The sequence below is a fragment of the Hymenobacter sp. UYP22 genome, from assembly GCF_040547285.1.
Lineage (GTDB): Bacteria > Bacteroidota > Bacteroidia > Cytophagales > Hymenobacteraceae > Hymenobacter.
In genome coordinates this window covers 1-26215 of record NZ_JBEPPK010000019.1, presented here as the reverse complement: position 1 = coordinate 26215, position 26215 = coordinate 1, and the positions used below count along the sequence as shown (strand labels likewise).

The window sequence follows — 26215 nt, the reverse complement described above, 5'->3', positions numbered from 1 at the left end:
AAGCCAGCTCTGCTGTATTCATCCAGCCGCTTAGGCCAACGCCGCGTTAGTAGCCTGCATGGTATTAAGGCGCTGGTAAAGGCCGCCCCGGCGCAGTAGCTCCTCATGAGTGCCGCGCTCCGCAATGCGGCCGTGCTGCAGCACCACAATTTCGTCGGCGTGCTGCACGGTGCTTAGGCGGTGGGCAATTACCAGGCTGGTGCGGTTTTGCATGAGGCGCGTGAGGGCTTCCTGCACCAGTTTTTCGCTTTCGGTATCGAGGGCCGAGGTAGCTTCATCCAGAATCAGAATGGGTGGGTTGCGCAAAATGGCGCGGGCAATGCTCAGGCGCTGCCGCTGGCCTCCGCTCAGACGGCTGCCCCGGTCCCCAATCATGGTCTGGTAACCATCCGGCGAGGCCGTGATAAAGTCGTGGGCGTTGGCAATGCGGGCGGCTTCCAGCACCTCGGCTTCGGTGGCCTCGGTGTTAAAGCGGATGTTGTTGAAGATGGTGTCGTTGAACAGGATACTTTCCTGCGTTACAATGCCCATCTGGTCGCGCACGGAGTGAATGGTGCAGTCGCGCACGTCGTGGCCGTCAATGAGCAGCTGCCCACCGGTGGGGTCGTAGAAACGGGGCAGCAGGTCGGCCAGGGTGCTTTTGCCGCCGCCGCTGGGGCCTACCAAGGCTACGGTTTTGCCTTTGGGAATGGTTAGGTTGATGTCCTGGAGCACGGGCACGTCGCCGTAGCTGAACTGCAGGTTGCGCAGCTCAATCTGCTGCTCAAAAGCCGGCAGCAGCTTCGCATCGGGCTTATCCCGAATGGCCGGCTCGGTATCAATGATGGACAGCACCCGTTCCCCGGCCACCAGCCCCCGCTGAATATTGCCGAACGAAGCCGACAGGGCCTTAGCCGGCGTGAGTACCTGCGAAAACAGCACCACGTAGCCGATAAAGGTTTCGCCGGTAAGCGCGGTTTGCCCGCCCAAAATCAGCGTGCCGCCAAAGTACAGCAGCCCGGCTACTACTGACACGCCCGCAAATTCGGAAAAGGGAGAGGCCAGGTCGCGGGTGTTGTCAATGGTGCGGGAAGTGCGCGCGTACAGGTCATTCTGGTCCTCGAACTTGCCTTTAATATAGTCCTGCGCATTAAACGCTTTGATAACCCGGATGCCGCCCAGCGTTTCATCAATTACCGACAGCATGGTGCCCAACGTGCTCTGGCTCTGCTTGGCCTGGGTGCGCAGGCGCTTGGCTACCGTGGCAATGATACCGCCCGAAATGGGTAACAGAATCAGCGTGAACAGCGTGAGCGGTACCGAAATGTGGAACAGTACAATGAAGTAAGCAATGATGGTCAGCGGCTCCTTGATAACGGCCGTCATGGTATTCACTACCGAGGTTTCTACCTCCTGCACATCGGCCGTAAAGCGCGACATCAAGTCTCCCTTCCGCTCACTGCCAAAGAAGCCCAACTGCAGGCTGATGATGCGGTGATATAAGTCGCGGCGCAGGTTGCGGATAACGCGGGCCCGTACCGTAGCCAGCAGCCGCAGGCTCAGGTAGCGGAATACATTGCTCAGCAGCACCGATACCACCACCACCACGCACACAAATGCCAAGGCTCCCAGCTTACCCCGCTGCTCCAGTACCTGGGCAAAGAAGTAATTGAACGTATCCGTCACCCACTGAATGGTGGGTTGGAAACCGGGTACCTGGTCGGGGGCTTTAGCCGGCACCTTGTCCGTCTTGTCGAACAGCACGCTCAGCAGCGGAATAATGAGCGTGAAGTTGCCAATGCTGAAAAAGATAGTCAGCACGGTGAACAGCAGGTATTGCGGCAGAAATACCGCCCAGGGGCGGGCGTATTGCAGAATGCGGAGGTAGGTCTTCATCGGGACGGCAAAGGTAGGGCATTCCCTGCGGCGGGGCATAAGGCGCTGTAAGGCCAGCCACAGCACCCCCGGAACGCACACAGCCCCCGGCACCTGCGCGCCGGGGGCTGTGTATCGTCAGACGATTTCGCCAGGGAATTACTTTACCGTCATGTTGCCACGGATTTCACCGTTGGGGTAAGCCTGCGTGTGCAGGTTCACGTAGGTTTCGCCGCTGAGCAGCTTCACCTCGTCGGCATCCGAAATGGTGGCAGTACCGGTGATGGGGGAGGTACCCACATTAGCAAATGTCACGAAAGTGCCGCCGTTCACGGTTGGTGCACCCACGTGCAGGTGACCAGCCAAGGGGGTGATGCCTTGGTAAGTAACCCGGTAGGTAATGGTGTTCGTGCTCTTGTCGTAAGTGCCGGTCATGGCGCCGGTGGCCGTGGAGGAGTTGGCGGGTACTTCCTGCTTGCCATCCAGCGTGGCGGCCACGTTTACCATGTTGCTCGCGGGCGTCGCGTCATCGTCGTCGTTGTTGCAGGCGCCGAGGGTAAGCAAGCCGGCGGCCAGTACTAGGGAAGTAATCTTGTGTAGCATGGGAGTTGAGGTGAAAAAGGGAAAACTGAGTAAGAAGAAGTCGTTAGTTGCGGAAGCCTTTTTTGGGCCTCACGGTGAAGTTGCGGTTCACATTGAAGCCGAAATAAATGTCACCGTCGAAGAAATTGCCCCGGGTTTCGCTCACGAAGTGCTGCTCAATCATGCCCTGGGAGTTGGTTACGTGCAGCTGGAAAACGTGCCCGCCGGTTTCAATATCCAGGCCGGCCGCTACGGCGTTGCGCACGCCGGTGGGCTTGTTGTCGCGCATCAGGTAGTAGTACTCCAGGTTGATGGAAGTGCGCTTGGTAATTTTCTGGCGGCCCCCGATGCCCAGGGCGTATACGTCGTTGGCATCCCCCGATTCCATTACCAGGTTGCGGTGCACCAGCGTGGGCATTACCTGCAAGGAGAGGTTATCATTGAACTTGCGGGCAATAAGGGCCTGATAGGAGTACACCAGCCGACGCGGCAGCGTGTGGTCGATGTTGTCGTTGTACTTCAGGGTGGTGAGGGCAGCGCTGCTGAACAGCGTCAGGCTCACTGGCATGGCGCGGGGGCCAGTGGTTTGGGTGATGGCGCGGTACTTCAGAAACCCATCCAATGCCTTCCCTACCGAGCTGCGGCCCACGCCAATTTCCAGGTGGTCGGTCAGGGCGTATTCCAGGCCCAGGCGGATGGTGGCTTGGTCGAGGCCGAAGAAGTTGTAGGCGCCGCTGTTAAGGGTGCCAAAACGGTGCGAAATCAGAAAAACCATGGTGCCCTGCCCGGGCGTTTCGATGGTGTGGCCATTGATGAGGCGGGTGCTTTTGAAGGTGGCGTGCACGGCCTCGCGGGTGGGCTGGGCCGTAGCCTGTTTTTCCAGTTGGCCCAGCAGGTCATTGTCCTGGGCCAGCGCCGGCGCTGCCAGCCCCAGCACTAGTAGCAGAGCCGCCCCTACCCGGATAAAATAATCGTAAAAGTGTAGCCGCATAGCGCAGAAATGAAGGGGTAAGGAGAAAACCAAAAGGGTTATTTAGCCGAAATCTGGGCGGCCTGCTCACAAGTGAGGCGCACTTTTACGCCCACTACTTTGGCAATATTTTCGCGCACCAGCAGCGGAATTTCAATGTTGTAATCGGCCGGGGCCACGCTGAAATAAGCGTTTACCAGCAAAGAGCCTTGGCTGAGTTCGAGCACGCCCGGTACGGTAATGCGGCGCGTTACTCCGTGGATGGTAATGTCCCCTTCCACCGTTATCCGTTGCGAGCCACCTTTCAGCAGGGCGCCCGTGTTCAGGTCCTGCACCTTGCCCCGGAACGTGGCTTTCGGAAAACGCCCCGTCTCCATGTAGTTCTCATTGAAGTGCTCCTGCATGAGGGTGCGCTTAAACTGGAACGACTTGATGGGGATGCTAAAGGCCAGCTGTCCGTTCTGCAGGTCGAAAATGGCCGATACCTCCTCGGTATGCGCCTCAATATCTTCGATGATGCTGGTGGAGAAGAAGCTGACCGAGCCGGTTTGGGTCATGTAGCGGCCCTGGCCCTGGCTTTCTAATACGCCAATAGTCAGCAAAACCAGTATTCCCCACCGCAGTAGCGCCACCTGGCGCGCACGTGGCAAGCCCATTTAGTTATTGGGGGCTCCAGCCGTTACCCACTGCTGTAGAAGAGCAATGTCACAATCAGAGAGTTTGGCTCCGCCCTGGGGCATCTGCTGAAAACCGGGCGCGTGCGTGACTACGCCCATCAACTGGCCAGTTTTGGCCCGGGTTTGTATCTCCGACAGGTTATCCAGGTTCACGTTGCCGGTAAGCAGCACCGAGTTGTGGCAGCTGCGGCAGTTGCGGTCCAGCAGGGGTGAGATGTTCAGGGCGTAGCTTACTGTGGTGGGCGTGGTGCATGGCTGCACGGGCTTCACAAGCTCGTCGGCGCTGTCATAGGCGCAGCTGCTGAGCAGGGCTAATAAGCAAAACAGATAGTAGCGTTGCAACATAGGTATGGGAAATGGGCGGGTATCAGCGCTGCCAAGCAGCGTTTCAGGAGGCGGTAGGTAACGAGAACCTAGACCCGTTGTTGGTACTCTGCTGCCGGCAGGCGGCTGGCAAAGCGGTGGGTCCAGATGCACATATTTCTAAATTCGGGAACTATTTCCCGGATTGAAGCAAACCTACGCAGTAGAATCCCCTTCGTATTTCTCTACCCTCTGAAATAGCCCGATGATTAGCTGAAATGATGCTATATCAAGACGAACGGGTGCCGTTGGAAGACGAACATACCTGCTTGCAATGCCTCACTTTCATACTGTTGAGCTTGCGCAACTTCTGCTGCGTATTGGATAAGTGCTACCCCTGACTCTGAATGACGAAGTATTAATCACAAAAAAGCCCTTGCCTGAATGGCAAGGGCTTACTGGGTAAAACAGGTGCCGAGGCTAAGCAGAGAATATACTGACTACCTCAATTTGGCCTACGATATGGTTGTTAAACTCAGGCAGTTCTTCAGCAGGCACCCAGAGCTCATTATGTTCCCAGTTGCCCACGTTCTGCACCGGAAACTGGTCGGCATAGTCGGCTTCCACTGCAAACCGGAGCACGTAGCCCACGCCGTAGTAGGGCACGTTCCAGTCGCGGGCAATTTGAGCGGCGTACTGCTCATTGAGTACGGGGTAGAAGAATGGCTGCTCCGGCAGGCGGGGCGGAAACGCTACCCACCCCGAGGCCGCAATCAAGTCCAGCTCAGCCTGGTTAACGGGGCGGTACAGCAGCGTAGTAGCCGATTCGTGACGCATACTCGGGGGTGGTTAAAACTCATGTAGGCGCTGGGCAATGTTCCAACGCAGAGCCACCGAGGCTAGCAGGCCACCATCGGCGGTGAAATAGGGCGGAACTTGGCCGCCCTCGTAGGTGCGGTGACGGTAAATGACTTTGCCATCCAGCCAGAGGTTGTGGGCTGCCTGCCAGGTAGCCGTCATGTCGCCGTGGAATAGGTAGGAGGCAATGCCCGAGCCTACTTCAAATCCGAACTCCCGCACCTGCCCATTGCTGTCGAGGGGGCGGTTGTTGTAAGGCAGCAGCACATTAGAGCCGAAATTCTGGCCGGCGGGGTCCAACCCCTGCTTCACTAGGAAACCTTTGCCTACTACGTGCAAGCGGGGTAGGGGCTGGAAGCTGGCAATGCCAATCAACTCCCACAAATTAGCGCCCATGGGGTGAGCTAATGGCTGAGCGGCGTGTTGGTAGTCCCGGAATTTATCGAGGGCCTGGTAAGTGTAGGGCCGGATAAAGTTGATTTCGCCCTGTAAGTCGAAGTTGCGGATGCCCGCTACGTTGATATACTTTGCTCCCAGTTGCACGGCCTGCTTATTGGCCCACCAGCCGTTGTTGGCCCTAATCTGGCTCAGCACAAATTCATCCAGCACCAGCTGACCGTATAGCTGCACCCGCTTCCACAGGTTCCATTTGAAATCGAGGCCCAGTAGAGCATTGCCATCCTGGGAGCCGGTGCTCTGTTCAATGGCTCGATAAAAAATGATGGGGTTCAGGTACTGAATATCGAAGGTGTTGCGCCGCTGCACCTGCACTTGCCCGTTGCGAATCACCGAATCCCGCCGCGACGAGGCTGATAGTACGCTCTCGAACAGCCCGATATTGAGGTTAGGCAGCACATCTAGGCTCAAATGGTGCATAGCCAGAAACTTCCGGTCGTAGGAAGCGTCCAGGTTGCCAGGGTCGGTGATGAGTTGGGTGAACAGATTCTGGTAGTGAAACTTCCAGATGCGCGTCTGCACCTTCAAAAACAAGTAGGGCGAGGAGTAGTCCGACAGGATCAGGCTGCGGTAGCCGTTGCCAATCTGGTTCCGGTCGTGGCCCAGTTGCAGGCTTACGTGGCGGCCCGCCGCATACGTAAGGTAGCCCCGCGCCGTAAGGTAGTCATACTGCCCACCGGTAGTTTTAAATGGTTTCCAGAAACCTTCGTGCGGTACGGCGTTGTCGCGCTCCACCCGTTCCTGCACGTACCGGGGCACGGCCATCTGGTTGTCGGCCAGGAAGGCGTAAAAGCCCAGCCGCTTGTCAATGGTACCTTCTACCTGCACGCCGCGGGTGTTCAGGAACGCGTAACTCTTGGCCCCATCCGAGTTGCCCAGGCTTAGCCCCAGTACGGGGTTCACTCGCAAGGAAAACTCCGGCTGTTCTATGCTGTAAAGGTCAGAGGGCCGCTGGTAAAAATACTTCAGCAACGGCTTGTTGCGCAGGTTGATGGCCGAATCCTGGCGGGCATCGTGCCAGTTGTCGCGCAGCAAATACCGAATATTGAACCGATCCTGCCGTGAGAGGCCGGCCGAGGAATCCTGCAGCATCCGTTCAGCCAGGCGGGCTACGGCGGCGCGGGTATAAGGCCGAACAGAAGTATGCGGGTCACTCAAGGAGTCAGGGCCGTGCAGAATTACATACCGGTCAATCAGGCGGTATATATCAGCATCCAAGGGCACGTAGGTAGTGCCCATGGTAGTCTTGTCCGATTTTCCTGGCTGGGCTTGGGTGGGGGCCACAGTTTCAGGTTTGCCAGGCTTGGGTGGCTGGTCGTAGGTGAGCCAGTTGCCCTGGCCGTCGGTGGGGCGGGAAGGCGTATCCTGGGCAGCGGCTGGCGCGGCCAGCAAGCTCATCAAACCCAGTAAGTAGCAGTAGGAATTTCTCATAAGCAGAGCCGTGTACGCCGAAGCCGGCGCGTAGGTGGGCAAACCTACGGAGTTTGTGCAAGGATTGGCTGAAGCAGCTAACGACGGAAGCGGCGGGGCAGTACCTTTGGGCATGCCCATTCGCCTGCTGCGCTACTCAGAACTGGATTTGGCCGCCTGGGATGCCTGCGTAAATTCGGCTCGTCAGGTGGTGCCTTACGCTGCCAGCTGGTGGCTGCGGGCCACGGCTGGCCGCTGGGACGCGCTGGTTGAAGTGGAGGAAACAACGGGCCGCTACCTGGCCGTATGGCCTCTGCCCGTGAAGCGCCGCCCCTGGGGCCGGGAGCTGCACCAACCGCCTTTCACGCAGCAACTGGGAGTACTATCAGGGGTTGATGCTGGCCTGGCCGCGCCGGAAAACTGGCCGTTGAGTACGCTGCCCGCTCGCTACACGCGTGGCTACCTGCAGCTAAACGACGAAAACCACCTGCCCGCCACCGTGCCGTCCCCACTGGCAGTGCAGCAGCGCCAGACGTACCTGCTCCCGTTGCAGCAGCCGTATGCAGTCATCCGGGCCGGCTACTGCTCCGACTACCGCCGCCGCCTGCGCCTGCAGGCGGCCGCTGAGCTTCCGCCGCTCGTGGCCGAGACCCAGGATATCGAGCCGCTGCTAACCTTATTTCAGCACACGCAGGGCCCGGCCGCCGGCCTGCAAGCCCGCCACTACGCCGTGCTGCGCCGCTTGGTGCAGGCACTGGCGGCCCGGCGCCTGCTGGAAATCCGCGTAGCCCGGCACCCCGAAACCGGCGAGCTGCTGGCCGGAGCGTTGTTCGTGCTATACCGTACCCGGCTGGTGTATTTGTTTGCTGCGGCCTCCGTGCAAGGTAAAAAGGCGGCGGCCCCGTTGCTGCTGGTAGATGCTGCCATCCGGGCCCACGCCGGCACACCCGGGCTGGTGCTCGATTTTGAGGGCGGGATGATACCGTCTATTGCTCGTTTTTTTGCCAATTTCGGGGCCGCGCCCGTTCCGTACGCGGCCTTATCCTTCACCCAACGCCCCTGGTACCTGAAATGGATGCGCTGACGCCTTCTTCTGCCAACCTTTCCGCTGCAGCCGCCGCTGCGGCCAACCCCCGCGTGCACGAAGTGTGTGCCGAACCCTCCGTTGCCAACCACTTTCTGGCCGAGCTGCGCGACGTAACCGTGCAGCAGGATTCCCTGCGTTTCCGCCGCAACCTGCAGCGCCTGGGCGAAATCATTGCCTACAAAATCAGCGCCCACCTCAGCTACACCGACCAGACCGTACGCACGCCCCTGGGCGAGTCCAGCGGCAAGCTGCTCCACGATTTTCCGGTACTAGCCACCGTGTTGCGGGCCGGGTTGCCCTTCCACCAGGGTTTTTTGAACTACTTCGACCAGTCGCCATCTGCCTTTGCCGCCGCCTACCGCATCGAGGGTACGGCCCAGGTGCAGGTACAGGTCGACTATCTTTCGGCCCCCAGCCTGGATGAGCGGGTCCTGATTCTGGCCGACCCCATGCTGGCCTCGGGTAAAAGTCTGGTGCAAACCTACCGGGCCATGCTGCGCTTCGGTACGCCCCGGCAGGTGCACATTGCCGCCGTTATTGCCAGCCCCCAGGGTGTGGAGTACGTGACGCGCGAAATACCCGAAGCCACGCTCTGGGTTGCCGCCATCGACCAGGGCCTCAACGAGCAGGCCTACATTGTGCCCGGCCTGGGCGACGCCGGCGACCTGTCGTACGGCAGCAAGCTATAAACCCCAGCCGTTGAACCAGGCTTGCAACCGGTAGGTTTCGTAACAGTCTGCTAACGGCCTGTCTCCAACCCGGCGGCCTTTCACCGGTTATCTTTGTTCTGCTTCTCTCGTTTACTGCTTCTGTCCCGTGTTACCTGATCTGCTCAAATACGCCACGGTTTTCGCCATCGGCATGTTCAAGTTCGTAGCGGCTCCCATTGCGGGCGTGGCGGCGGGCCTGCCCATGCCGCTGGTTTGGGGCCTGTCGGTGGCGGGCATGATGACGACGGTGGTGCTGATATCGGGCCTGGGCCGGCGGTGGGCCCTGCACCTGCGGCACAAACGGGAGCAGAAAGGCAAGCCGCTGTTCAACCGCCGCACCCGCACCATCGTGAGCATCTACCGGCGCTTCGGCATGGTGGGCATTGCCTTTCTTACACCCATCCTATTCAGCCCGGTGGGCGGTACCGTTATTGCCACACAACTGCACGTGCCGCGCTGGCGCATTCTGCTGCACATGGCTTGGAGCGCCGCCTTTTGGGGTTTTGCCTTCACCCTGTTAGCCATTCGGTTTAGCCACCTGCCCATCTTCGACCACTACCGGTAGCGGTGAAATGGTGAAGTTGTGAAATGGTGGGTGGCCGTTCTGCTGGCGCGAAATGCGCTTTTAGAACGGCCACCCACCATTTCACAACTTCACCATTTCACCACTTCACTACTTACTGCGCTTGGCGCGGGCGCGGCCCTGGGCAGCGCGGAAGGCTTTGGAGGAGTGGGAGGATGCTTTGCCTTTGGAGGGGTTGGCTTTTTTGCCCTTCTGGCTGCGGTTGGGTCCGGCTTTGAACTCCTTGCCGGTGCGCTTATCAATGGTCACGCCGGGCTTAATCCACTCCTTCCGCTCGTGGAAGGCGCCCTTGAAGTTAGGGTCCTCGCGCTTGCGCCGCTCATCCTTCTCCCGGTCCATGTTCTGCTGCTCATCGAAGGAGGTTTTGGCAATTTCCACGCCTTCCGGGATGGGTAGCAGCGGAATTTCCTGTCGGATCAACTCCGCAATGCGCTCCATGTGGTACATCTCGGCCTCGTTGGCGAAGGTGATGGCCGCGCCGGTGTGCTGGGCCCGGCCTGTGCGGCCGATGCGGTGCACATAATCGTCGTACACCAGCGGCACGTCGAAATTTACCACGTGCGACACCTCGGGCACATCAATGCCCCGGGCCGCCACATCGGTAGCCACCAGAAACCGTACTTCCCCGGCTTTAAAGGCCTCCATGGCGTTGATGCGCATGTTCTGACCCTTGTTGCCGTGAATGGCCCGCACCTCACCGTGAGCTTTGCGCTGCAGGAAGCTGGCCACGTTGTCGGCGTGTTCCTTGGTACGCGTGAAAATCATCACGCGGTGGTAAGTGTCCCAATCGAGGAACAGGTACTCCAGCAGGTTGATTTTGGTGAGCAGGTTGGGTACCTCGTACAGCGTTTGAGTCACGGTTTGGGCCGAGGTGGCGGCGGGCGTCACCTCAATCCGTACCGGAAACTCCAGGAATTCCTCGCTCAGCGTGGTCACTTTCTCCGGCATCGTGGCCGAGAACAGCACGTTCTGGCGCTTGCGCGGAATCACTTCCAGCAGGCGCCGGATCTGGGGCATGAAGCCCATATCCATCATTTTGTCGGCCTCATCCAGCACCAGGGTTTTCAGCTCCTTCAGCACCAAATCACCCTTCAGGTACAGCTCCATCAGGCGGCCCGGTGTGGCAATCAGGATATCCACGCCCTTGGCAATGGTTTCGATCTGCGTTTTGGGACCCAGCCCGCCGTAGATGGCGAAAATCCGCAAATCAGTGTAAACCGCCAGCTTTTTAAGGTGGGTTTCCAGCTGCATGGCCAGCTCCCGGGTAGGAGCCATTACCAGAGCGCGCGGGTGAATGCCCTGGGCGTACTTCACCTTCATCAGCAGGGGCAGGCCGAACGCGGCGGTTTTGCCGGTGCCGGTCTGGGCAATACCTAATACATCGTGGCCAGCCAGCAGCAGCGGAATGGTTTGCTGCTGCACGGGCGTGGGCTCCGTAAAACCTGCCTCCTCCACTGCCGTCAGGAGTTGTTTGTTGAGTTTGAAATCAGCGAAAGTAAGCGGCTGCGGCGTGTCGGACATAAAGCAAAGCGTGTTGTAAACCACAAAGGTACGCGGAATCCGGGCGTGGGCCCCGGTACGTACCATCCAAGGAGCGTACGAAACTGAAAAACGGCATTTCATGCAGTGCGCCCACCAATTTGCGTAACAGGTAGTTAGCGCGTCAATGGAAAAAAACTGCCCGATATTTTTGCAAATCCCCCAGGTAGGCCTACTTTTGTGACACAATACCCAACACGGTAGATATAGCTCAGCTGGTTAGAGCGTCGGATTGTGATTCCGAAGGTCGTGGGTTCGAGCCCCATTATTTACCCATCAATTTTCGAAAAAGGCCTCTCCTCCTCGGCAGAGGCCTTTTTTATTGCCCTGCTCGGGTAGTGTGCAGCTTTTTTGCGCTTGTCCGGAAGGATTCGGCCCCGCTTAGTGTTGCGGGCTGGTATAAGTAGAACCTTGAACCTATTTTCCCTTTGAGTCTATGAGTCTGGTTGTTATCGGTACGGTGGCCTTCGATGCCCTGGAAACCCCCTTCGGCAAAACTGACAAGATTGTTGGCGGCGCCGCCACGTACATCAGCCTGTCAGCTTCCTACTCGGTGAAGCCCGTGAAAATCGTGGCCGTAGTAGGCGACGACTTTCCGCAGTCGGATATCGTGATGCTGGGTGAGCATGGCGTGGACACCGAAGGTCTGCAGATCAAGCAGGGCGAGAAGTCGTTCTTCTGGTCGGGCAAGTACTCCAACGACCTGAACTCCCGCGAAACCCTGGCTACTGAGTTGAACGTGCTGGCCGACTTCGACCCCATTCTGCCCGATTCCTACCAAGATTGCAAGTACCTGATGCTGGGCAACCTCACGCCCCAGATTCAGCGCCTCGTGATTCAGCGCCTCGTAAACCGCCCCAAGCTCATTGTGATGGATACGATGAACTTCTGGATGGATGTGGCCATGGACGAGCTGAAAACGACCATTGAGATGGTAGACGTGCTCAGCATCAACGATGAGGAAGCCCGCCAACTGTCGGGTCAGCACTCCTTGGTGAAGGCGGCCAAAATTATCATGGAAATGGGCCCGAAATACCTCATCATTAAGAAGGGGGAACACGGCGCCTTGCTATTCCATAAAAACCGGATTTTCTTCGCTCCGGCCCTGCCCCTGGAGGAAGTATTCGACCCCACCGGCGCCGGCGACACTTTCGCGGGTGGCTTCATTGGCTACCTGGCTGCCACCGATGACATCAGCTTCGAGAACATGAAGCGCGCCGTGATTCACGGCTCCGCTATGGCCTCATTCTGCGTGGAGAAATTCGGTACGGAGCGTTTACTTAACCTGACCCAGGAAGAAATTGAAGCCCGCGAAAAGCAGTTCGGTGAGCTGGTGGCTGTGCAGCCCGTAGCTACCGAAGCCTAACTGTTCCGGCAGTAGCTTCAAACACCTGTCATCCTGAGCGGAGCAAAGGACCGTATCACATGAGAACGACTTGTTCTGACGTGATACGGTCCTTTGCTCCGCTCAGGATGACAGGTGTTTTGCGTTATAGCTTTTGAGAATGAGCCAAATTTTGTAGCAACCTGCGCCAACGCTACCGGGTACAAGGAATATTCATTCACCCGTAAATCCCACGGCTATGAGCATGAGCAAAAAGCAAACCGACCTGACCAACGATAAAACTTCCGTAAACCCGGCGGCCAATACCAAAAAGAAAAGTACCCAGGTGCAAAGTCCCAATACCATGGACGTATCGGCGCACGGTAACACCACCGACGGTAACTCGGCCGGCGAAGGAGTGCACAACATCCGCAATAACCCCCAAGGCAATAACCCAATGTCGGTAGGTGGGGGCAAAGGCCCCGGCAAGCAAGGCGACTAATTCACCTTGTTTTATTCGTAAGTATCAGGCAGGCTTTTTTCGAGCTATTCACACGAAGTGCAACGTTCATGTTGTGTTTATCTAGTGTTTAGCTTAGAAGAAAGCCTGTCTGTTTTGTAAATCCAGATGGGAGTAGTGCAGTAGGAGCAGCATAGATACCTGCTTCTCCTTTCACTCTTGCTGCTACAAAAAGCGAATAGAATAAGCCCGTAGCTAACAAGCGGGACACGCCCATGGGTCCGAGGACGCTAGCCGGCCGGAGGCCAATCCCGTGGACCTGGATGCACGAAACCATTCCAGTAGTGGGAGCAATCAGCCCCAGAATCTAGATCAGGACTTCATCACCCAAGCTAGTAACCAGATCAAGACAGCCCGCCCGGTGGCCATGTCAGTAAATAAAAGTCAGAAAGGCCCCGATAAAAAAGCCGGTTATGCTGGCCTTAGTAGAGCAAAAAGCCCCACCAAACAATCTGGTGGGGCTTTTTGCTTTACTAAGAGTTCCTACGGTACCACTGTGAGACGTACTACGCGGGTATCTACGTCGCCTTTGTCGAAGAAATCCTGTTCAAACAGAATGGTCCGGTTATCAAGCCAGCGCGGCTGAGTACAGCCCCATTCCGTTTGCCGTTCCCAGAGCAGGCGGGGCGCTTTATCATCGAGACTCCAGAGTTGCAGGCCGCTGGGCTCAAACCTGGCCAGCACATCGGAGTTACCGCACACAAAGTGGCGGCCGTCGGGGGCAATTACGGGTGGGGCCATCAGTTGCGTGCGGCGGCCGCTGCGCTGATCCACCAGCATATAATACCCGCCTTCATACAAATGCACCGAAATCAGCCATTGATGAATGCTGGGTAGGGTGGCCAGATACTCGTAGGCTACATTCCGCTCGTCTTCGGCGGGGTTATTCACCAGCCGCACTTCCGGGGCTGCTGTGGGGCGCAGCCGCAACGCCCGCCCGGTGCGCAGTACCCGCGGGCCGGCTTTGCCTAAGCGCATCTTTTCCTCCGACGCAAAATCAAGGAAGGATTCTTCTTCCTCCGCCGAGGCTGGTTTGGTGAGTACCCAGTCGGGGCTTTTCAGCTGGGTATAGGCTTGGCGGGGTGCCGGATAAATGCGCAGAACCCGGCCTGGTACCTGTACCAAGGTATCCAGGTGCTGAAGGCGGTAGATGCGCGGGGGCTTGGGAGGCGGCAGGGGCGGTAATGCAACGCTGGGCCGAGACTTTTCGGCAGGCTGCATACGCAACGAACAGGCCGGTAGCACCACCGCCAGTGGCAGGACGGTTGCTACGGTACGAAACCGGAACATGAGTGATAGAGTAGGCTTGGGTCGAAAGGCGCGTCGTTGTCGGGTGGACAGAGAACGAAAAGGAAAAAGCGTGCAGAGAGTTCCTAAACTGCGAATATTAGCCACGGCAAACGGTACAGAAATCCGCAGAAAGAAAGTGCACAGTTATACTGGCAATGGGAGGGTAGAGGTCGGAAAATCAAACTGGATTTTCGACTAAAAGGCCTGGCCCAGCCACTGCTGGAAACTAGCCTGCTGCTCAGCAGTAGCGGAAGGGAGCTTTTCCACCGTTATTTTCTGCCAGAACCGGTGCGTCGAATCAGCTGCCAGCGCCACCGTCAGGAGCCGATTTTGTCGGAAAACAGTTAATTCGTGGTGGTCAGCACCGTCGCTGAGCAATACCTGCAGGTTCATATCCACCCGGCGGCCATTAACAGCCACTACTTCATCGTCCACGGTCAGGGCCAAGGCTGCCGGGGCATCGGGCAAAATATCCGTTACCTCCGTCCGCTCGTTCTTCACCACTGTCCGAAACCCATATACTCCTTCTGAAACTGAGGCATTTTCATCCATGCGCAGGCGGCAACCCACAAAGCCAAGCACTCGGTTCAGTGGTTCTTCCAGCGGGGCCGTACCGTAGATGAACTTGTCGAAATAAGCGTGCATATCACGCCCCGCCACTTCTTGCACTATCTGAGTGTAGTCCTCTTCGGTGTAGCCCACGCCGGTTTTGCCGAAGTTTTCCCATAGGCGGCGCATCACGTCATCCAGGCTCCGCTGATGACCCGAGAGTTGCCGCAGCGTGAGGTCCAGCAGTAGGGCTACCAGAGCGCCTTTGTGGTACACCGATACTTTGCGGTCCGGTACGCCGGGCTTGTAGCCATCCAGCCACAGGTCCATGCTGGCATCGGCTACCGAGAGGTGGTAGCGGCCGTAGTCATCGTAATGCTTGCGCAGCACTGTGTTCAGCTCGGCAAAATATTGCTCGGCGGTGCGTAAGCCACTGCGTGCCAGCAGGTACTCACCGTAGTAGGTGGTAATGCCTTCGGCTATGAAGCAGGTACGGAAGTAGTTCTCGCGGGCATAGTCATAGGGCTGCATTTCGGCTGGCCGAATGCTTTTGATATTCCAGGCGTGGAATAGCTCGTGGCAGCTCACGCCCAGCAGCTCCTTGTACAGGCCTTCGGTCATGAGTAGCTCCGCCGGGCCCAGCACAATTACCGTGGAGTTAAGGTGCTCTACGCCGTGGTAGTGCTTGTAAGGCAGAATCTGGTTCAGGAAATGGTAGTCTTGGGCTGGAAACGAGCCAAATAGCTTCAGTTGCTCCTCGCTAAATACCCGGAAATCCTGCACCAGCCGGGCCCAGTCGACGGGGCATTCTCCCTGTATCCAGATGTAAAATGGCAACCCATTGACCTCGTAATTGCGGTACTGCAGCGTGGGGCTGGCAATGAGCGGCGAGTCGGCTAAATGGTCGAAGCTGCGCGCTTCCAGCAGATTAGGGCCCCGTTGAGGAAGCCCGCAGGCAATCTGCCAGCCCTCCGGTAGCTCCAGCAGCAGCTGACTGGTTTCTTCCTCCCGACCTTCAAGGTACATGAAGGCTTGTACTGGGTTCAGATACAGTTGCGTTTCATCCAGCCAGGAGCCACCAGCGTCCATCTGGTGGGCGTAGAAGTTGTAGCGCACCCGTACTGTGCGGCCCGCCGCGCCGCTCAGCTGCCACCGGTCCTTGGTGATTTTACGCGCCGCTAGCGGCGCGCCTGAGGCTGCATCTTCCACTACCACATGCTGCAGCTTCTGGGCAAAATTCTGCAGCTCATACCGCCCCGGCCGCCACGCGGGCAACTGCAGGTTCACGGGCGCTTCGGTGCCCGCGGGCACTTCAAACGTCATTTGAATGTGCAGGTAAAACGTGAGCGGATTGTCGAAGGAAACGTGGTAGTGAATCATGGAAAGCAAGGAAGCGGCAGCACCGAAAAGCCCGGCGTAAAGGTACGTATTGCCAAACGGCCAGTACAGGAAAGTGTACGGATTCAAGCGGAAAAACCACCGTATCTTGTGACGTGGTTTTTGCTAAGTAACAGAGTAGAAGGCCGGAAAAAGCTGCCAGAAGCATTGCCTTTTCCAAATCATCCTGTTACCTTTGCCGGCCTTACTTGTAACAGAGTCACTTACCCATACCATGAAACGTACTTTTCAGCCCTCGCAGCGCAAGCGCCGCAACAAGCACGGTTTCCGCTCGCGCATGGAAACCGCTAACGGCCGTAGCGTAATCGCTCGTCGTCGTGCCAAAGGCCGCAAGCGCCTGACCGTATCTGACGAAGGTCGTCATAAGCGCTAAGCCGCTGCCGGCGGCTGAATGGCCGCTGCCCCCGCCGATGACGACTCCTGTTTCAACGCCGGGCGCACGCTCCTACTCGTTCCCGAAAGAAGAACATCTGTGCCGAAAAAAGCTCATTGAAGCGCTTTTCGGGCAGGGTTCTTCTTTTGGTTTATACCCCTTGCGCCTTACCTGGCGGGCCACCGAAACGCCCACCGCCGAGCCGCCGCAGGTACTGGTGAGCGTGAGCAAGCGCAACTTTAAGCGGGCCGTTGACCGCAACTACCTGAAGCGTCTGCTACGGGAGGCCTACCGCCTCAACAAGTACCGACTGCTGGAAGCCCCCAGCGGGCATCGGGTAGCCCAACTGGCCATTATCTACACCGGCAAGGAAAAAAAGCCCTTGGCCCTTATCGAAAAGAAATTAACTTCAGGGCTGGAGCGTTTGCTTGCCGAGACCGGTGCAACTGCGGAGGCAGGAGCCGGGTCTTGACAACAAATGTGCTGGGGGGCAGCTTTTCAGGAGTGAAATGCAAACCGACCCTCCGGCGTACCGTTTAGGGTCGTACAGTTGCCTTCAGCCCCTTTTATGCGCAAAAAATCTTTGGCCGTGGCTGCCTTGCTGGGCGGTGCCGGTCTGCTCGTATCCTTCCGCGCGGCTACCGACAATGAGCGGTACTTCGAAATTGCCAAGAACCTCGACATCTTCGCCACCTTATTTAAGGAGGTGAACACCTATTACGTGGATGAGGTACCCCCAGCCAAGCTGGTGAAAACGGGTATCGACGCCATGCTTAAGTCCCTGGACCCCTATACCAACTATATCCCGGAGGACGATATTGAAGACTTCCGCACCATGACCACGGGCCAGTACGGTGGCATTGGGGCAGTAGTAGTGAAGCGCAATAGTAAAACGGTGGTGCAGGCCGCCTACGAAGGCTACCCCGCCCAGAAAGCCGGCCTATTACCGGGCGACGAAATCCTGACCATCAACGGGGTGAATGTGGACAAGAAGTCCAATGCCGACATCAGCAAGCTGCTGAAGGGGCAGGCCAACTCCCAAGTGAAGCTGATGGTAACCCGCTACGGCCAGGATGCCCCGGTGGAAATTGCCATTACCCGTGACAAGATTCAGGTAGACAACGTGCCGTACTACGGTATGCTCACACCTGAAATTGGCTACTTCCAGCTCTCGGGCTTCACGGTAGATGCGGGCAAGGAAGTACGGCTGGCTGTGGCGAAGCTGAAAGAACAAGGCGCCAAAAAGCTGGTATTTGATATTCGGGACAACCCCGGCGGCTTGCTCAACGAGGCCGTGAATATCTCCAACCTGTTCGTAGACAAGGGGAAGGATATCGTGAGCACCAAAGGCAAAGTGTCGGACTGGAACAAGACCTACAAAGCCTTGGATGCCCCCCTCGATACCCAGATTCCTATGGTCGTTATTACTTCCAACCGCTCAGCCTCGGCCTCCGAGATTGTATCGGGGGTGTTGCAGGACTACGACCGGGCTGTGCTGGTAGGGGAGCGGACGTTTGGGAAAGGCCTTGTGCAAGCCACCCGCCCCCTGAGCTACAACTCACAGTTGAAAGTGACGACGGCGAAATACTACATTCCGAGTGGCCGCTGCATTCAGGAAATCGACTACTCGCACCGCGCCGACGACGGCACGCTGGGCAAAGTGCCCGATTCGCTGCGCACAGCTTTTAAAACGGTAGCCGGCCGTACCGTGTACGACGGTGGCGGCGTGGCTCCCGACGTAGAAGTAGTAGACCGGGAAATTGCCGACATCACGCGGGTACTGCTCCAGAAAAGCTACCTGTTTGATTACGCTACGCGTTACCGCTCGGAGCATGCTACCATTGTCCCCGCCCGCCAGTTTAAGCTCACCGACGCCGATTACCAGAAGTTCATGGACTACCTCAAGGGGAAGGACATCAACTACAGTACGGATGCGGAGAAGGCGCTAGCCGACCTGACCAAAAAAGTCAAGGACGAAAAGCACTACGACGACGTGAAAGTAGAGTTGGAAGCCATGCGCCGGAAGGTAACCACCAACAAAGCCAACGACCTGATGCGCTTCAAACCCGAAATTCGGGAGTTGCTGGAACAGGAAATTGTGTCGCGCTATTACTTCCAGAAAGGCGGCATTGAAGCTAGCTTCGACGATGACCCCAACATTCTGATGGCGCAGGCCGTGCTTAATGATGTGCCTCGCTATGCCGCCTTGCTAAAGCCGGGTACTGTGGAAGCAAAAAACCGCCCCGAGGCTAAGCGCAGCACGGCGGGCGGCCGACAGTAAATAAAACCTTTGTATAAACAGAAAAGACAATCCGATATTGGGGTTGTCTTTTCTGTTTATACAAAGGGTGAATGAATGATTTAGTACTGCGTGCAAAGCATTGGCAGGTCTTTCTGTTGCTGTTAGGGCCACATTTCCTATCGTGGTATACCACAGATAGCATTACCGACAGAGTACTAGGCTTTCTGTGCGCATTTACGCTATTGTCTTGGCTGGTACTGCAGTCAAGTGAGTTATTGGCGTTACGTCCTAAGCAAGATGGCTATAGCAATACATGGCTGCTGATAGATGGCTTCCTCGTATTAGCTGCTTGGGGGTATAGTGCCATCAGTGAGGACCCTAACTTCTATATTTCTACAACGGGTTGGCGTGTTAATGGGACTGTAGGCTGGCTCTTCCTTTATGTGATATTTGCCTACCTGCATGTGCACTGGTTTGCGGCCTCGCTGCTGCAAGCCGTCGAAACCGGACAGCGGCCTGATACTCGCAAAACCGTGTTGTGGTTTTTAATGTATTTTTTCTGGCCGTTTGGGGTGTGGTTCATTCAACCTCGCCTTAATAAGCTGCTGGAAGAAGCAGAGTGGGAGAAAAAAGCTCTAGAGGAGTTGGGCACAGAAAAACAAGCATCATAAAGCTTACTGCCGTTGGCCGTACCTTTGCCCTATGTCCACCCTTATTCTTTCCCTCGAAACCTCGTCGCCAGTCTGTTCCGTTGCTTTGCACCGCTTGGATACTGGTAAGCTAGTTGGGCAGTCGGAGTTGCGGCTGGAAAAGTCGCATTCTTCACACCTGAGTGTGCTCATCAATCAATTGTTGGAGAACACGCTGCACACGTTGCAGGATGTAGCAGCCGTGGCGGTTTCCGATGGTCCGGGCTCTTACACTGGGTTGCGTATTGGGGCGGCGGCCGCAAAGGGCTTGTGCTATGCGCTGGACATTCCGCTAGTGGCCATTAGTACCCTGCAAAGCCTGGCCTACCAGGTAGCCGCCGTTACGGCCCGGCCCGAGCAGTTTCTGTATTGCCCCATGCTGGATGCCCGCCGGATGGAAGTATACGCCGGCGTGTACCGCGCCGAGGGTACCGAAATACTTGCTCCTGCATCCCTGCTGCTGGATGAACACACGCTGGCCGAACAATTGGCCGGGCATTCGTTGTTATTCTTCGGAAGCGGAGCTGCTAAGTTTCAGCCGTTGGTAGCCGAAAAGGCCCAAGCCGGGTTTCTGCCTGGTATTGAGCCCTCGGCAGTGGCCGTAGGAGCATTGGCGCTTCGGGCTTATGAGCAGCAACAATTCAAAGACGTAGCGTACTACGAGCCGTTCTATTTGAAAGACGTGTACACTACTACTCCCAAGAACAAAGCATAGGGCTCGGCTATTCCACCGAATACTAGGCCCTCAGCCTTACCAACGAAGCACTAATACGCATGGAAGAGTTTGTAAACCGTGTAGCCAACTCCGGTCTGGTCACTTTCAACCTGGAGGAGTTCATTCATGCCGGTGAGCGGGTAGTGTATGATATCAAGGATAACCTGTTTCATGGGCTGATGCTGCGCGAGAAGGATTTTCGGGAGTTCATCAAAACCCACGATTGGGCGCAGTACGATGGCAAGAACGTGGCCATCATCTGTTCTGCGGATGCCATTGTACCCACTTGGGCCTACATGCTCCTGGCTGGTAAGCTCCAAAACCATGCTCACCGCTATGTATTTGGCAACCTGGAAGCCTTGGAGCAGGAATTGTTTCAGGAAGCAATTGCCGGAGTAGACGCTGAGCAATTCCGCGACGCTAAACTGGTCATCAAGGGTTGCGGCGACAAGCCCGTACCTACCTACGCCTACGTGGCTATTATGCAGAAGCTGTTACCCGTGGCCGCCAGCATTATGTATGGGGAGCCGTGCAGCACTGTACCGCTCTACAAGCGCCCCAAAGACAAAGTTAGCGCCTAAGTATCAGGCCACAGTCAGTATGAAAAGGCCCGTTAGCATTGCTGGCGGGCCTTTTTTATTGGTTATAGCTTTCGGAACGCATGTATAGAGGTGCAGCAAACACGTTGGCGCAGCTGGTTTTCTGGAGAGCAGACGTAACTCAAAAGCCGAGCTTCACCAGCCATGCTGGGTGGGTAGAAGGGTAGGGGGCTGGATTAGAAGAAAGCAGCGGCCAGCCGGCCGGAATGTGCATCTTTGGCCGCCAAACCCTGTTCTGCATGACCTCCTCCTCACCGTCTCCTTATAAAATCAGTGTCCTGACCGGCGTGTCCCTGGTAGTGGCCAATATGGTAGGTACCGGGGTTTTCACCAGCCTGGGGTTTCAGGTAGAGACTATCCAGAGTGGTTTTGTGCTGTTGATGCTGTGGGTGGTAGGAGGGATTATTGCCCTGTGCGGAGCCTTATGCTACGGAGAGCTGGCAGCCGCCATGCCCCGCTCGGGCGGGGAGTACCACTACTTGTCGCGCATCTATCATCCGGCGCTGGGCTTTTTATCGGGGTGGGCATCGGCTACGGTAGGGTTTGCGGCTCCAACTGCCGCCGCTGCTCTGGCATTGGAGCGGTACGCCGGGAGCGTATGGCCCGCGTTGCCGCCCCGGGTGTTGGCCGTGGTAGTGGTGGTGGTGCTCACAGCGGTGCACGCCAGTAGCCGCAAGGTAGGCAGCCGCCTGCAGGTAGTAATAACCGCCGTGAAAGTGGCCGTGCTGGCGGGCTTTATTGGAGCCGGTTTGTGTCTGGCTCAACCCCAGCCGCTGGCCTTCCTGCCCCAAACCTCCTCTGATTGGCAGCAGCTGCTGAGTCCTGCTTTTGCCGTTTCCCTGATTTTCGTGTCCTATGCCTACTCGGGCTGGAACGCGGCTGCCTACCTCACGGGCGAATTAGAAAATCCGCAGCGCAACCTGCCCCGGATTTTGCTTACTGGTACGGCCATTGTGCTGGTGCTGTACGTTGGGCTGAACTTCATCTTCCTGTACTCTACGCCCGTTGCCCAGCTGAAAGGCCAGGTGGAAGTGGGTTTCGTGGCGGCTACTTCCCTGTTGGGAGCAGCGGCCGGCCGGCTGATGGGCGGCCTGATTGCGGCTTTACTGGTTTCTACCGTCAGCTCCATGGTATTTGCCGGGCCACGCATTGTGCAGGCCATGGGGGAGGATGTGCCGGCCCTGCAATGGCTAGCACAGCGTAGCGCAGCGGGTGTGCCAGTGCGGGCCACGCTGTTCCAAGGGGCACTTACGTTGCTGTTCGTACTGGTGTCGTCGTTTTCGGAAGTGGTGGTGTATGCCGGCTTTATTCTGAATCTGTTCACGTTCTTGACAGTACTGGGGCTGTTTATTCTGCGGATGCGGGACCCGGAATTGCCGCGCCCTTACCGCGCCTGGGGCTACCCGGTTACGCCACTGGTGTTTCTATTGCTCAATGGCTGGACACTTTGGTTTATTGCCCGCGACAAACCGCAGGAAACGCTCTACGGCTTGGCTACGTTGGTGGTAGGGCTGCTGGTATACTGGCTAAGCCGGCGCCGCGTGCTTCGCGCCTAACCTTCTCTGCCGCCCCTTTGCATGTCCAGTCCCACCCCCGACTCTTCGCAGCCAGCCTGGAAACAACGCGCGTACCAGGTTATTTTCGAATCGGACACCCGTGCTGGGCGCAATTTCGATGTGGCCCTGCTGGTAGCCATTGTGCTGAGCGTGGTGGTAGTGATGCTGGAAAGTGTGCGAAGCATCAATGCTCAGTACGGTAGCTACTTGCGCGCTATTGAGTGGGTGTTTACGGGAATGTTTCTGTTGGAGTACCTGGCGCGGCTGCTAGTGGTCCGCCGGCCTCTCACGTACGCCTTCAGCCTGTTAGGCATCATCGATTTTTTAGCTATTGTACCGACGCTGGCCAGCCTGCTGATGGTGGGCAGCCGCTACCTGCTTGTCATTCGTACGCTGCGGCTGCTGCGGGTCTTCCGTATTTTCAAGCTGGGGCAGTTTGTGGGTGAGGGAGAGTTTATCGTGACGGCCCTTAAAGCCAGCCGCTTCAAGATTCTGGTCTTCATGTCTGCCGTACTCACCTTGGTCACTGTCATCGGCACGCTTATGTATGTAGTGGAAGGCGGCCAGAACGGTTTTAGCAGCATTCCGAAGAGTATTTACTGGGCCATTGTTACGGTAACCACCGTGGGATACGGCGACATTTCGCCCGTTACCATCCTGGGGCAAACCCTGGCTTCGGTGCTGATGATTATGGGGTACGCTATTATTGCTGTGCCCACCGGCATCGTCTCTGCCCAAATGGCCGGAGCCGGTAACGCCGCCCCGCCCGTTTCTCCATACAGGCAAGTCGTCTGCCACGTTTGCCAGGCCCCTGACCACAAGCGGGAAGCCGAATACTGCTGGCAGTGCGGCGAAAAACTCTAGAAACGCTATATAAACGGGCTTTTCTTACCTTTCGCTACATCTTCACCTTATTCCGTTCTATGCGCCTTTTCCCTGTCCGGCTTCTGATACCGGCCCTGGTTGTAACGCTGGTTGCCTGCTCCGAACAAAAAACCGCCCGCCAGGAACAAGCCGCTCCCCCCGCCGCCCCGCCTGATACCACCGCTACCCCGCCGGCTGCTCCGGCCTCCCCGGCGGCCCCCGATACTACCACTACCCACAATATAGCCGCGTTTCTGGCGGGTCTGCCCGTTAGCAAGCAAAGTGAACTGGGCCCTCTTACCGCTCAGCCCGCCTGGCAGGCATATGCCGCTGACCAGGCCAAAAGCTGGACCACCTACCACGCCACCCGCACTGACAAAATAGAGCAGTGGGCTGCCACCGAGTTGGATTCAGTGCGCGCCGCCAGCCCTACAGTATTCTACCCCTTCAGTGGCCCCGATTTTCTTAACGTCGTTACCATGTTTCCTACCAGCACCACCTACGTGCTGATGGGATTGGAGCCGATTGGAACAGTGCCGGCCCCGGCTACGCTGGAAGATCCGCGCCTCTTTCCGGCCCTGAAAGCCTCCCTCTGGTCCGTTCTCAACTTCAGCTTTTTCCGCACCAACGATATGGCGGTGGAGTTGAATTCCAAAAAACCCGACACCAATACCCTCAGCAAGGCAAATTCCATTGTCAAAACGGCGGAGCGCAGCAACCAGCGCGTTAACATCGGCGGTGTAGTGCCCTTGCTGCTATTGTTTGCCGCCCGCACCGACCATCAGGTGGAAGCCTTGCGTTACGTGCAGCTCACTCCCGAAGGCCAACTCACCGATGCCGATTCGGCCACTGTGCAAAAGCCTGGCCTCAACGTGGTGCCCGGAGTAGAAGTGAAACTGCGCAGCAAAGCCGGCCCTCCGAAAACCGTCGTGTACCTCTCCGCCGACCTCAGCGACTGGCAGCTTGGCAAGACGAAAGAAGCCGCCTTGAACTATGTGCGCAGCCTCGGCCCGCTTACTACCTACGTGAAGTCGGCTACCTACCTAATGCACAAAAGCTACTTCAGCAAAGTGCGCACCCTCATTCTGGAACGCAGTAATTACCTGTTGCAGGATGATTCGGGCATTGCCATGAAGTACCTCCCGCCCACCAACTGGCAGCTTACCTACTACGGCACCTATAAGCGGCCCATCAACCTGTTCGCCAAACAGTATCAGCCGGCCCTCACCGCCGCCTATACCGATAAAGCCAACCCGCCGCGCCCATTACCGTTTGGTACCGGCTACAATTGGCGGCAGAACGATTCCAACTTACTGCTGGCCCGGAACCGCAAGCCCGTGCAGCCGTAAGCACTCCTATATATATAGTGCCTCCGTCTACAGGACCAAGCCAAGCACTAATGTGATGATGTTCCGTTCTACATTCACTGTCAGCGGGCGAATCACAAGCCGGCTCGGCGGCTACTAGCACGAAATCAATACACCCCAAAGCCGTTTCCTATCAGGAAACGGCTTTCATCTTTTCCCGGCCCCAAGCGGGAGAGGGGTTTCACCGTATCTTCCTCCATGATTCGATTTGCTGCGCTACTTACTGTGGGGGTATTAGGCACCGCCCTTGCCCTTTCTCCGGCCAAAACCAGCCCAGCCCATGTTGCTACTGTCCCCAACAGCCCATTGTTGGATAGTCTACTGCATTCTGACGCCCGCCTGCTGCCTGTTGTTAACCGAGCCGAAGCCTACGAGCTGCAAATCATCTACACCCAAATCAACCGCGACGCGCAGCAGCGGCCCACGTTTGTACCGCACCACTTTCGACTTAATGCCCGCCAGTATTTCAATCCGGCCAGTTTGGTAAAACTGCCCACCGCCGCTCTGGCCCTCGAAAAGCTTAATGATTTAAGTCGACCTGGCCTCACGCGTCGTTCGCCCATGCAAACCGGCGTGGCTTTCCGCTGCCAAACGCCTGCGCCCTACAATCCCTCTCCCGACTCCGACCAGGTCAATACCGTCGGTAACTATATCAAACGGATGCTGCTCGTCAGCGACAATCACGCCTACAACCGCCTCTACGAGTTTCTGGGCCAGGGCCCGCTTAATGCCCGCTTGGCCGAACTTGGCTACCCGGAGTCCCGCATCGTGCGCCGCTTCGCCCCCTGCGACACAGCCGCCAACCGGTACACCAACCCGATACAGTTCCGGAGTGCCGCTACCGCAGAGGTCGTATACCAGCAGCCTGCAGCTGTCAACCTTCACCCCTTGTCGTTACCCCTTGGTCGCATTACTAAGGGACGGGCCCATCAGGCTGGTGGCCGCATCATTCCCCAGCCCTACGATTTTACCACAGCCAATTACCTGCCGCTACTGTCCATCACAAGCCTGCTCCAAGCAGTCCTGTTCCCCGATGCCCTGCCCGCCGCCCAACGCCTACGCCTCACTGCTACCGATTATGCGTTTTTACGCTACTACCTCCATCATACGCCGCATAGCTCCCTGTATAATATGTACAAAGGCAGTCGGTATTTCGATGCTTATAAGAAGTACCTGTTGTATGGCCGCCACCCAACAGCAACCAAGGAGCCCGGCCTCCGCATCTACAATATAGTAGGTATGTCACACGGCTACCTTGCCGATGTCGCTTACTTTGCTGATTCCACCCATCAAACGGAATTCATGCTGAGTGCCGTTTTATATGTGAACAAGGATGGTATTATCAATGATGGAGCGTACGAGTACGAAACTGTCGGCTTACCCTTCTTAGCAGCGCTAGGGCAAACTATTCGGCAATATGAATCTCGCCGCCCGCGCCTAGTCCGTCCCATTCCCCCGGATTTTACCACTCCAGAAACTATCCGCTAACACGAAGGGCACATAACTGCAAAATGAATCTAGCTGATTGTGTGGCAGAAGAGTCTTTTAGTGCGGCCCTGAACGGATATTTTCGCGTCTGGGTTTGGAAGCTACGGGAAAAGGCCGCACTTTTGCACTCCCAATCCGAAACGCGGAGCGGGCCGCTGCCAACCCCCGGGCCACCAGCGCGCAGCTTTTCCCAGTGCTCCGGCCTATTTGCA

25 protein-coding genes and 1 tRNA gene are annotated in these 26215 nt (G+C 57.1%); 16 read left to right on the top strand and 10 right to left on the bottom strand.

Annotated features, from left to right (window positions below; translation table 11 throughout):
• Positions 1 to 30 precede the first annotated feature (30 nt).
• From ABIB60_RS20920 to ABIB60_RS20890, 7 genes are all read right to left on the bottom strand, one after another.
• A complete protein-coding gene (locus tag ABIB60_RS20920) occupies positions 31 to 1875 on the bottom strand; it encodes an ABC transporter ATP-binding protein (protein ID WP_354582316.1) in 1845 nt (614 codons plus the stop codon).
• Positions 1876 to 2013: 138 nt separating this feature from the next.
• Positions 2014 to 2457 carry a CHRD domain-containing protein gene (locus ABIB60_RS20915; protein ID WP_354582315.1) on the bottom strand — a complete coding sequence of 148 codons (444 nt, stop codon included), beginning with the start codon at positions 2455 to 2457 and terminating at the stop codon, positions 2014 to 2016.
• 43 nt (positions 2458 to 2500) lie between these two features.
• Entirely contained in the window at positions 2501 to 3427 is a 927-nt protein-coding gene (locus ABIB60_RS20910; protein WP_354582314.1) for a DUF5777 family beta-barrel protein, read from the bottom strand.
• A gap of 38 nt (positions 3428 to 3465) precedes the next feature.
• On the bottom strand, positions 3466 to 4062 hold the full coding sequence (locus tag ABIB60_RS20905) for a YceI family protein (protein ID WP_354582313.1): 597 nt from the start codon (positions 4060 to 4062) through the stop codon (positions 3466 to 3468).
• Positions 4063 to 4428, bottom strand: coding sequence for a hypothetical protein (locus ABIB60_RS20900; RefSeq protein WP_315998306.1), 366 nt, complete (start codon positions 4426 to 4428; stop codon positions 4063 to 4065). It abuts the gene before it with no gap.
• Positions 4429 to 4866: 438 nt separating this feature from the next.
• Positions 4867 to 5223, bottom strand: coding sequence for a hypothetical protein (locus ABIB60_RS20895; protein ID WP_354582312.1), 357 nt, complete (start codon positions 5221 to 5223; stop codon positions 4867 to 4869).
• A gap of 12 nt (positions 5224 to 5235) precedes the next feature.
• On the bottom strand, positions 5236 to 7131 hold the full coding sequence (locus ABIB60_RS20890; protein ID WP_354582311.1) for a hypothetical protein: 1896 nt from the start codon (positions 7129 to 7131) through the stop codon (positions 5236 to 5238).
• A 112-nt stretch (positions 7132 to 7243) separates the two neighbouring features.
• On the opposite strand from ABIB60_RS20890, the gene ABIB60_RS20885 reads away from it, so the two are divergent.
• The 3 genes from ABIB60_RS20885 to ABIB60_RS20875 all read left to right on the top strand — a co-directional run bounded on the left by ABIB60_RS20885 (position 7244) and on the right by ABIB60_RS20875 (position 9472).
• Positions 7244 to 8194 carry a GNAT family N-acetyltransferase gene (locus ABIB60_RS20885; RefSeq protein ID WP_354582310.1) on the top strand — a complete coding sequence of 317 codons (951 nt, stop codon included), beginning with the start codon at positions 7244 to 7246 and terminating at the stop codon, positions 8192 to 8194.
• Positions 8182 to 8886 (top strand): uracil phosphoribosyltransferase, encoded by a 705-nt coding sequence (gene upp, locus ABIB60_RS20880; RefSeq protein WP_315998302.1) that lies wholly within the window; start codon positions 8182 to 8184, stop codon positions 8884 to 8886. The genes ABIB60_RS20885 and upp overlap by 13 nt, the downstream gene beginning before the upstream one ends.
• A 127-nt stretch (positions 8887 to 9013) precedes the next feature.
• The gene (locus ABIB60_RS20875; RefSeq protein ID WP_354582309.1) at positions 9014 to 9472 is read left to right on the top strand and encodes a hypothetical protein; all 459 of its coding nucleotides are present in this window, start codon (positions 9014 to 9016) and stop codon (positions 9470 to 9472) included.
• Between the two features lie 108 nt (positions 9473 to 9580).
• Here ABIB60_RS20875 and ABIB60_RS20870 read toward each other — a convergent pair whose 3' ends face one another.
• Positions 9581 to 11011, bottom strand: coding sequence for a DEAD/DEAH box helicase (locus tag ABIB60_RS20870; RefSeq protein ID WP_354582308.1), 1431 nt, complete (start codon positions 11009 to 11011; stop codon positions 9581 to 9583).
• Between the two features lie 218 nt (positions 11012 to 11229).
• On the opposite strand from ABIB60_RS20870, the gene ABIB60_RS20865 reads away from it, so the two are divergent.
• From ABIB60_RS20865 to ABIB60_RS20855, 3 genes are all read left to right on the top strand, one after another.
• A tRNA-His gene (locus ABIB60_RS20865) sits at positions 11230 to 11303 on the top strand.
• 162 nt (positions 11304 to 11465) lie between these two features.
• Positions 11466 to 12395 (top strand): PfkB family carbohydrate kinase, encoded by a 930-nt coding sequence (locus tag ABIB60_RS20860; protein ID WP_354582307.1) that lies wholly within the window; start codon positions 11466 to 11468, stop codon positions 12393 to 12395.
• A 223-nt stretch (positions 12396 to 12618) separates the two neighbouring features.
• On the top strand, positions 12619 to 12855 hold the full coding sequence (locus ABIB60_RS20855) for a hypothetical protein (protein WP_354582306.1): 237 nt from the start codon (positions 12619 to 12621) through the stop codon (positions 12853 to 12855).
• A 501-nt stretch (positions 12856 to 13356) separates the two neighbouring features.
• Here the strand turns inward: ABIB60_RS20855 and ABIB60_RS20850 are convergent.
• Both ABIB60_RS20850 and ABIB60_RS20845 read right to left on the bottom strand, forming a co-directional pair.
• Entirely contained in the window at positions 13357 to 14163 is an 807-nt protein-coding gene (locus tag ABIB60_RS20850; protein WP_354582305.1) for a hypothetical protein, read from the bottom strand.
• 195 nt (positions 14164 to 14358) lie between these two features.
• Complete coding sequence (locus ABIB60_RS20845; RefSeq protein WP_354582304.1) at positions 14359 to 16092, bottom strand: M61 family metallopeptidase; 1734 nt, start codon at positions 16090 to 16092, stop codon at positions 14359 to 14361.
• A 232-nt stretch (positions 16093 to 16324) separates the two neighbouring features.
• On the opposite strand from ABIB60_RS20845, the gene rpmH reads away from it, so the two are divergent.
• The 10 genes from rpmH to ABIB60_RS20795 all read left to right on the top strand — a co-directional run bounded on the left by rpmH (position 16325) and on the right by ABIB60_RS20795 (position 26003).
• On the top strand, positions 16325 to 16483 hold the full coding sequence (rpmH, locus tag ABIB60_RS20840; RefSeq protein ID WP_045689549.1) for a 50S ribosomal protein L34: 159 nt from the start codon (positions 16325 to 16327) through the stop codon (positions 16481 to 16483).
• Between the two features lie 37 nt (positions 16484 to 16520).
• Positions 16521 to 16955, top strand: a complete 435-nt coding sequence (locus tag ABIB60_RS20835; RefSeq protein WP_354582303.1) for a ribonuclease P protein component — start codon at positions 16521 to 16523, stop codon at positions 16953 to 16955.
• A gap of 96 nt (positions 16956 to 17051) precedes the next feature.
• Positions 17052 to 18764: a S41 family peptidase gene (locus ABIB60_RS20830; protein WP_354582302.1), complete on the top strand. Its 1713-nt coding sequence runs from the start codon at positions 17052 to 17054 to the stop codon at positions 18762 to 18764.
• Positions 18765 to 18835: 71 nt separating this feature from the next.
• Positions 18836 to 19396: a hypothetical protein gene (locus tag ABIB60_RS20825; RefSeq protein WP_354582301.1), complete on the top strand. Its 561-nt coding sequence runs from the start codon at positions 18836 to 18838 to the stop codon at positions 19394 to 19396.
• 31 nt (positions 19397 to 19427) lie between these two features.
• Positions 19428 to 20129 carry a tRNA (adenosine(37)-N6)-threonylcarbamoyltransferase complex dimerization subunit type 1 TsaB gene (gene tsaB, locus ABIB60_RS20820; RefSeq protein ID WP_354582300.1) on the top strand — a complete coding sequence of 234 codons (702 nt, stop codon included), beginning with the start codon at positions 19428 to 19430 and terminating at the stop codon, positions 20127 to 20129.
• Positions 20130 to 20188: 59 nt separating this feature from the next.
• On the top strand, positions 20189 to 20710 hold the full coding sequence (locus ABIB60_RS20815) for a DUF2480 family protein (RefSeq protein WP_354582299.1): 522 nt from the start codon (positions 20189 to 20191) through the stop codon (positions 20708 to 20710).
• Positions 20711 to 20967: 257 nt separating this feature from the next.
• Positions 20968 to 22284 (top strand): APC family permease, encoded by a 1317-nt coding sequence (locus ABIB60_RS20810; RefSeq protein WP_354582298.1) that lies wholly within the window; start codon positions 20968 to 20970, stop codon positions 22282 to 22284.
• A gap of 21 nt (positions 22285 to 22305) precedes the next feature.
• Entirely contained in the window at positions 22306 to 23148 is an 843-nt protein-coding gene (locus ABIB60_RS20805) for an ion transporter (protein ID WP_354582297.1), read from the top strand.
• 59 nt (positions 23149 to 23207) lie between these two features.
• A complete protein-coding gene (locus tag ABIB60_RS20800) occupies positions 23208 to 24497 on the top strand; it encodes a hypothetical protein (RefSeq protein WP_354582296.1) in 1290 nt (429 codons plus the stop codon).
• Positions 24498 to 24713: 216 nt separating this feature from the next.
• A complete protein-coding gene (locus ABIB60_RS20795) occupies positions 24714 to 26003 on the top strand; it encodes a serine hydrolase (protein WP_354582295.1) in 1290 nt (429 codons plus the stop codon).
• Positions 26004 to 26215: the final 212 nt, after the last annotated feature.

Coding starts and splice junctions, on each gene's coding strand:
- ABIB60_RS20920 (WP_354582316.1), bottom strand. CDS start 1,875: ATGAAGACCTACCTCCGCATTCTGCAATACGCCCGCCCCTGGGCGGTA.
- ABIB60_RS20915 (WP_354582315.1), bottom strand. CDS start 2,457: ATGCTACACAAGATTACTTCCCTAGTACTGGCCGCCGGCTTGCTTACC.
- ABIB60_RS20910 (WP_354582314.1), bottom strand. CDS start 3,427: ATGCGGCTACACTTTTACGATTATTTTATCCGGGTAGGGGCGGCTCTG.
- ABIB60_RS20905 (WP_354582313.1), bottom strand. CDS start 4,062: ATGGGCTTGCCACGTGCGCGCCAGGTGGCGCTACTGCGGTGGGGAATA.
- ABIB60_RS20900 (WP_315998306.1), bottom strand. CDS start 4,428: ATGTTGCAACGCTACTATCTGTTTTGCTTATTAGCCCTGCTCAGCAGC.
- ABIB60_RS20895 (WP_354582312.1), bottom strand. CDS start 5,223: ATGCGTCACGAATCGGCTACTACGCTGCTGTACCGCCCCGTTAACCAG.
- ABIB60_RS20890 (WP_354582311.1), bottom strand. CDS start 7,131: ATGAGAAATTCCTACTGCTACTTACTGGGTTTGATGAGCTTGCTGGCC.
- ABIB60_RS20885 (WP_354582310.1), top strand. CDS start 7,244: ATGCCCATTCGCCTGCTGCGCTACTCAGAACTGGATTTGGCCGCCTGG.
- upp (WP_315998302.1), top strand. CDS start 8,182: ATGGATGCGCTGACGCCTTCTTCTGCCAACCTTTCCGCTGCAGCCGCC.
- ABIB60_RS20870 (WP_354582308.1), bottom strand. CDS start 11,011: ATGTCCGACACGCCGCAGCCGCTTACTTTCGCTGATTTCAAACTCAAC.
- ABIB60_RS20860 (WP_354582307.1), top strand. CDS start 11,466: ATGAGTCTGGTTGTTATCGGTACGGTGGCCTTCGATGCCCTGGAAACC.
- ABIB60_RS20855 (WP_354582306.1), top strand. CDS start 12,619: ATGAGCAAAAAGCAAACCGACCTGACCAACGATAAAACTTCCGTAAAC.
- ABIB60_RS20850 (WP_354582305.1), bottom strand. CDS start 14,163: ATGTTCCGGTTTCGTACCGTAGCAACCGTCCTGCCACTGGCGGTGGTG.
- ABIB60_RS20845 (WP_354582304.1), bottom strand. CDS start 16,092: ATGATTCACTACCACGTTTCCTTCGACAATCCGCTCACGTTTTACCTG.
- rpmH (WP_045689549.1), top strand. CDS start 16,325: ATGAAACGTACTTTTCAGCCCTCGCAGCGCAAGCGCCGCAACAAGCAC.
- ABIB60_RS20835 (WP_354582303.1), top strand. CDS start 16,521: ATGACGACTCCTGTTTCAACGCCGGGCGCACGCTCCTACTCGTTCCCG.
- ABIB60_RS20830 (WP_354582302.1), top strand. CDS start 17,052: ATGCGCAAAAAATCTTTGGCCGTGGCTGCCTTGCTGGGCGGTGCCGGT.
- ABIB60_RS20825 (WP_354582301.1), top strand. CDS start 18,836: ATGAATGATTTAGTACTGCGTGCAAAGCATTGGCAGGTCTTTCTGTTG.
- tsaB (WP_354582300.1), top strand. CDS start 19,428: ATGTCCACCCTTATTCTTTCCCTCGAAACCTCGTCGCCAGTCTGTTCC.
- ABIB60_RS20815 (WP_354582299.1), top strand. CDS start 20,189: ATGGAAGAGTTTGTAAACCGTGTAGCCAACTCCGGTCTGGTCACTTTC.
- ABIB60_RS20810 (WP_354582298.1), top strand. CDS start 20,968: ATGACCTCCTCCTCACCGTCTCCTTATAAAATCAGTGTCCTGACCGGC.
- ABIB60_RS20805 (WP_354582297.1), top strand. CDS start 22,306: ATGTCCAGTCCCACCCCCGACTCTTCGCAGCCAGCCTGGAAACAACGC.
- ABIB60_RS20800 (WP_354582296.1), top strand. CDS start 23,208: ATGCGCCTTTTCCCTGTCCGGCTTCTGATACCGGCCCTGGTTGTAACG.
- ABIB60_RS20795 (WP_354582295.1), top strand. CDS start 24,714: ATGATTCGATTTGCTGCGCTACTTACTGTGGGGGTATTAGGCACCGCC.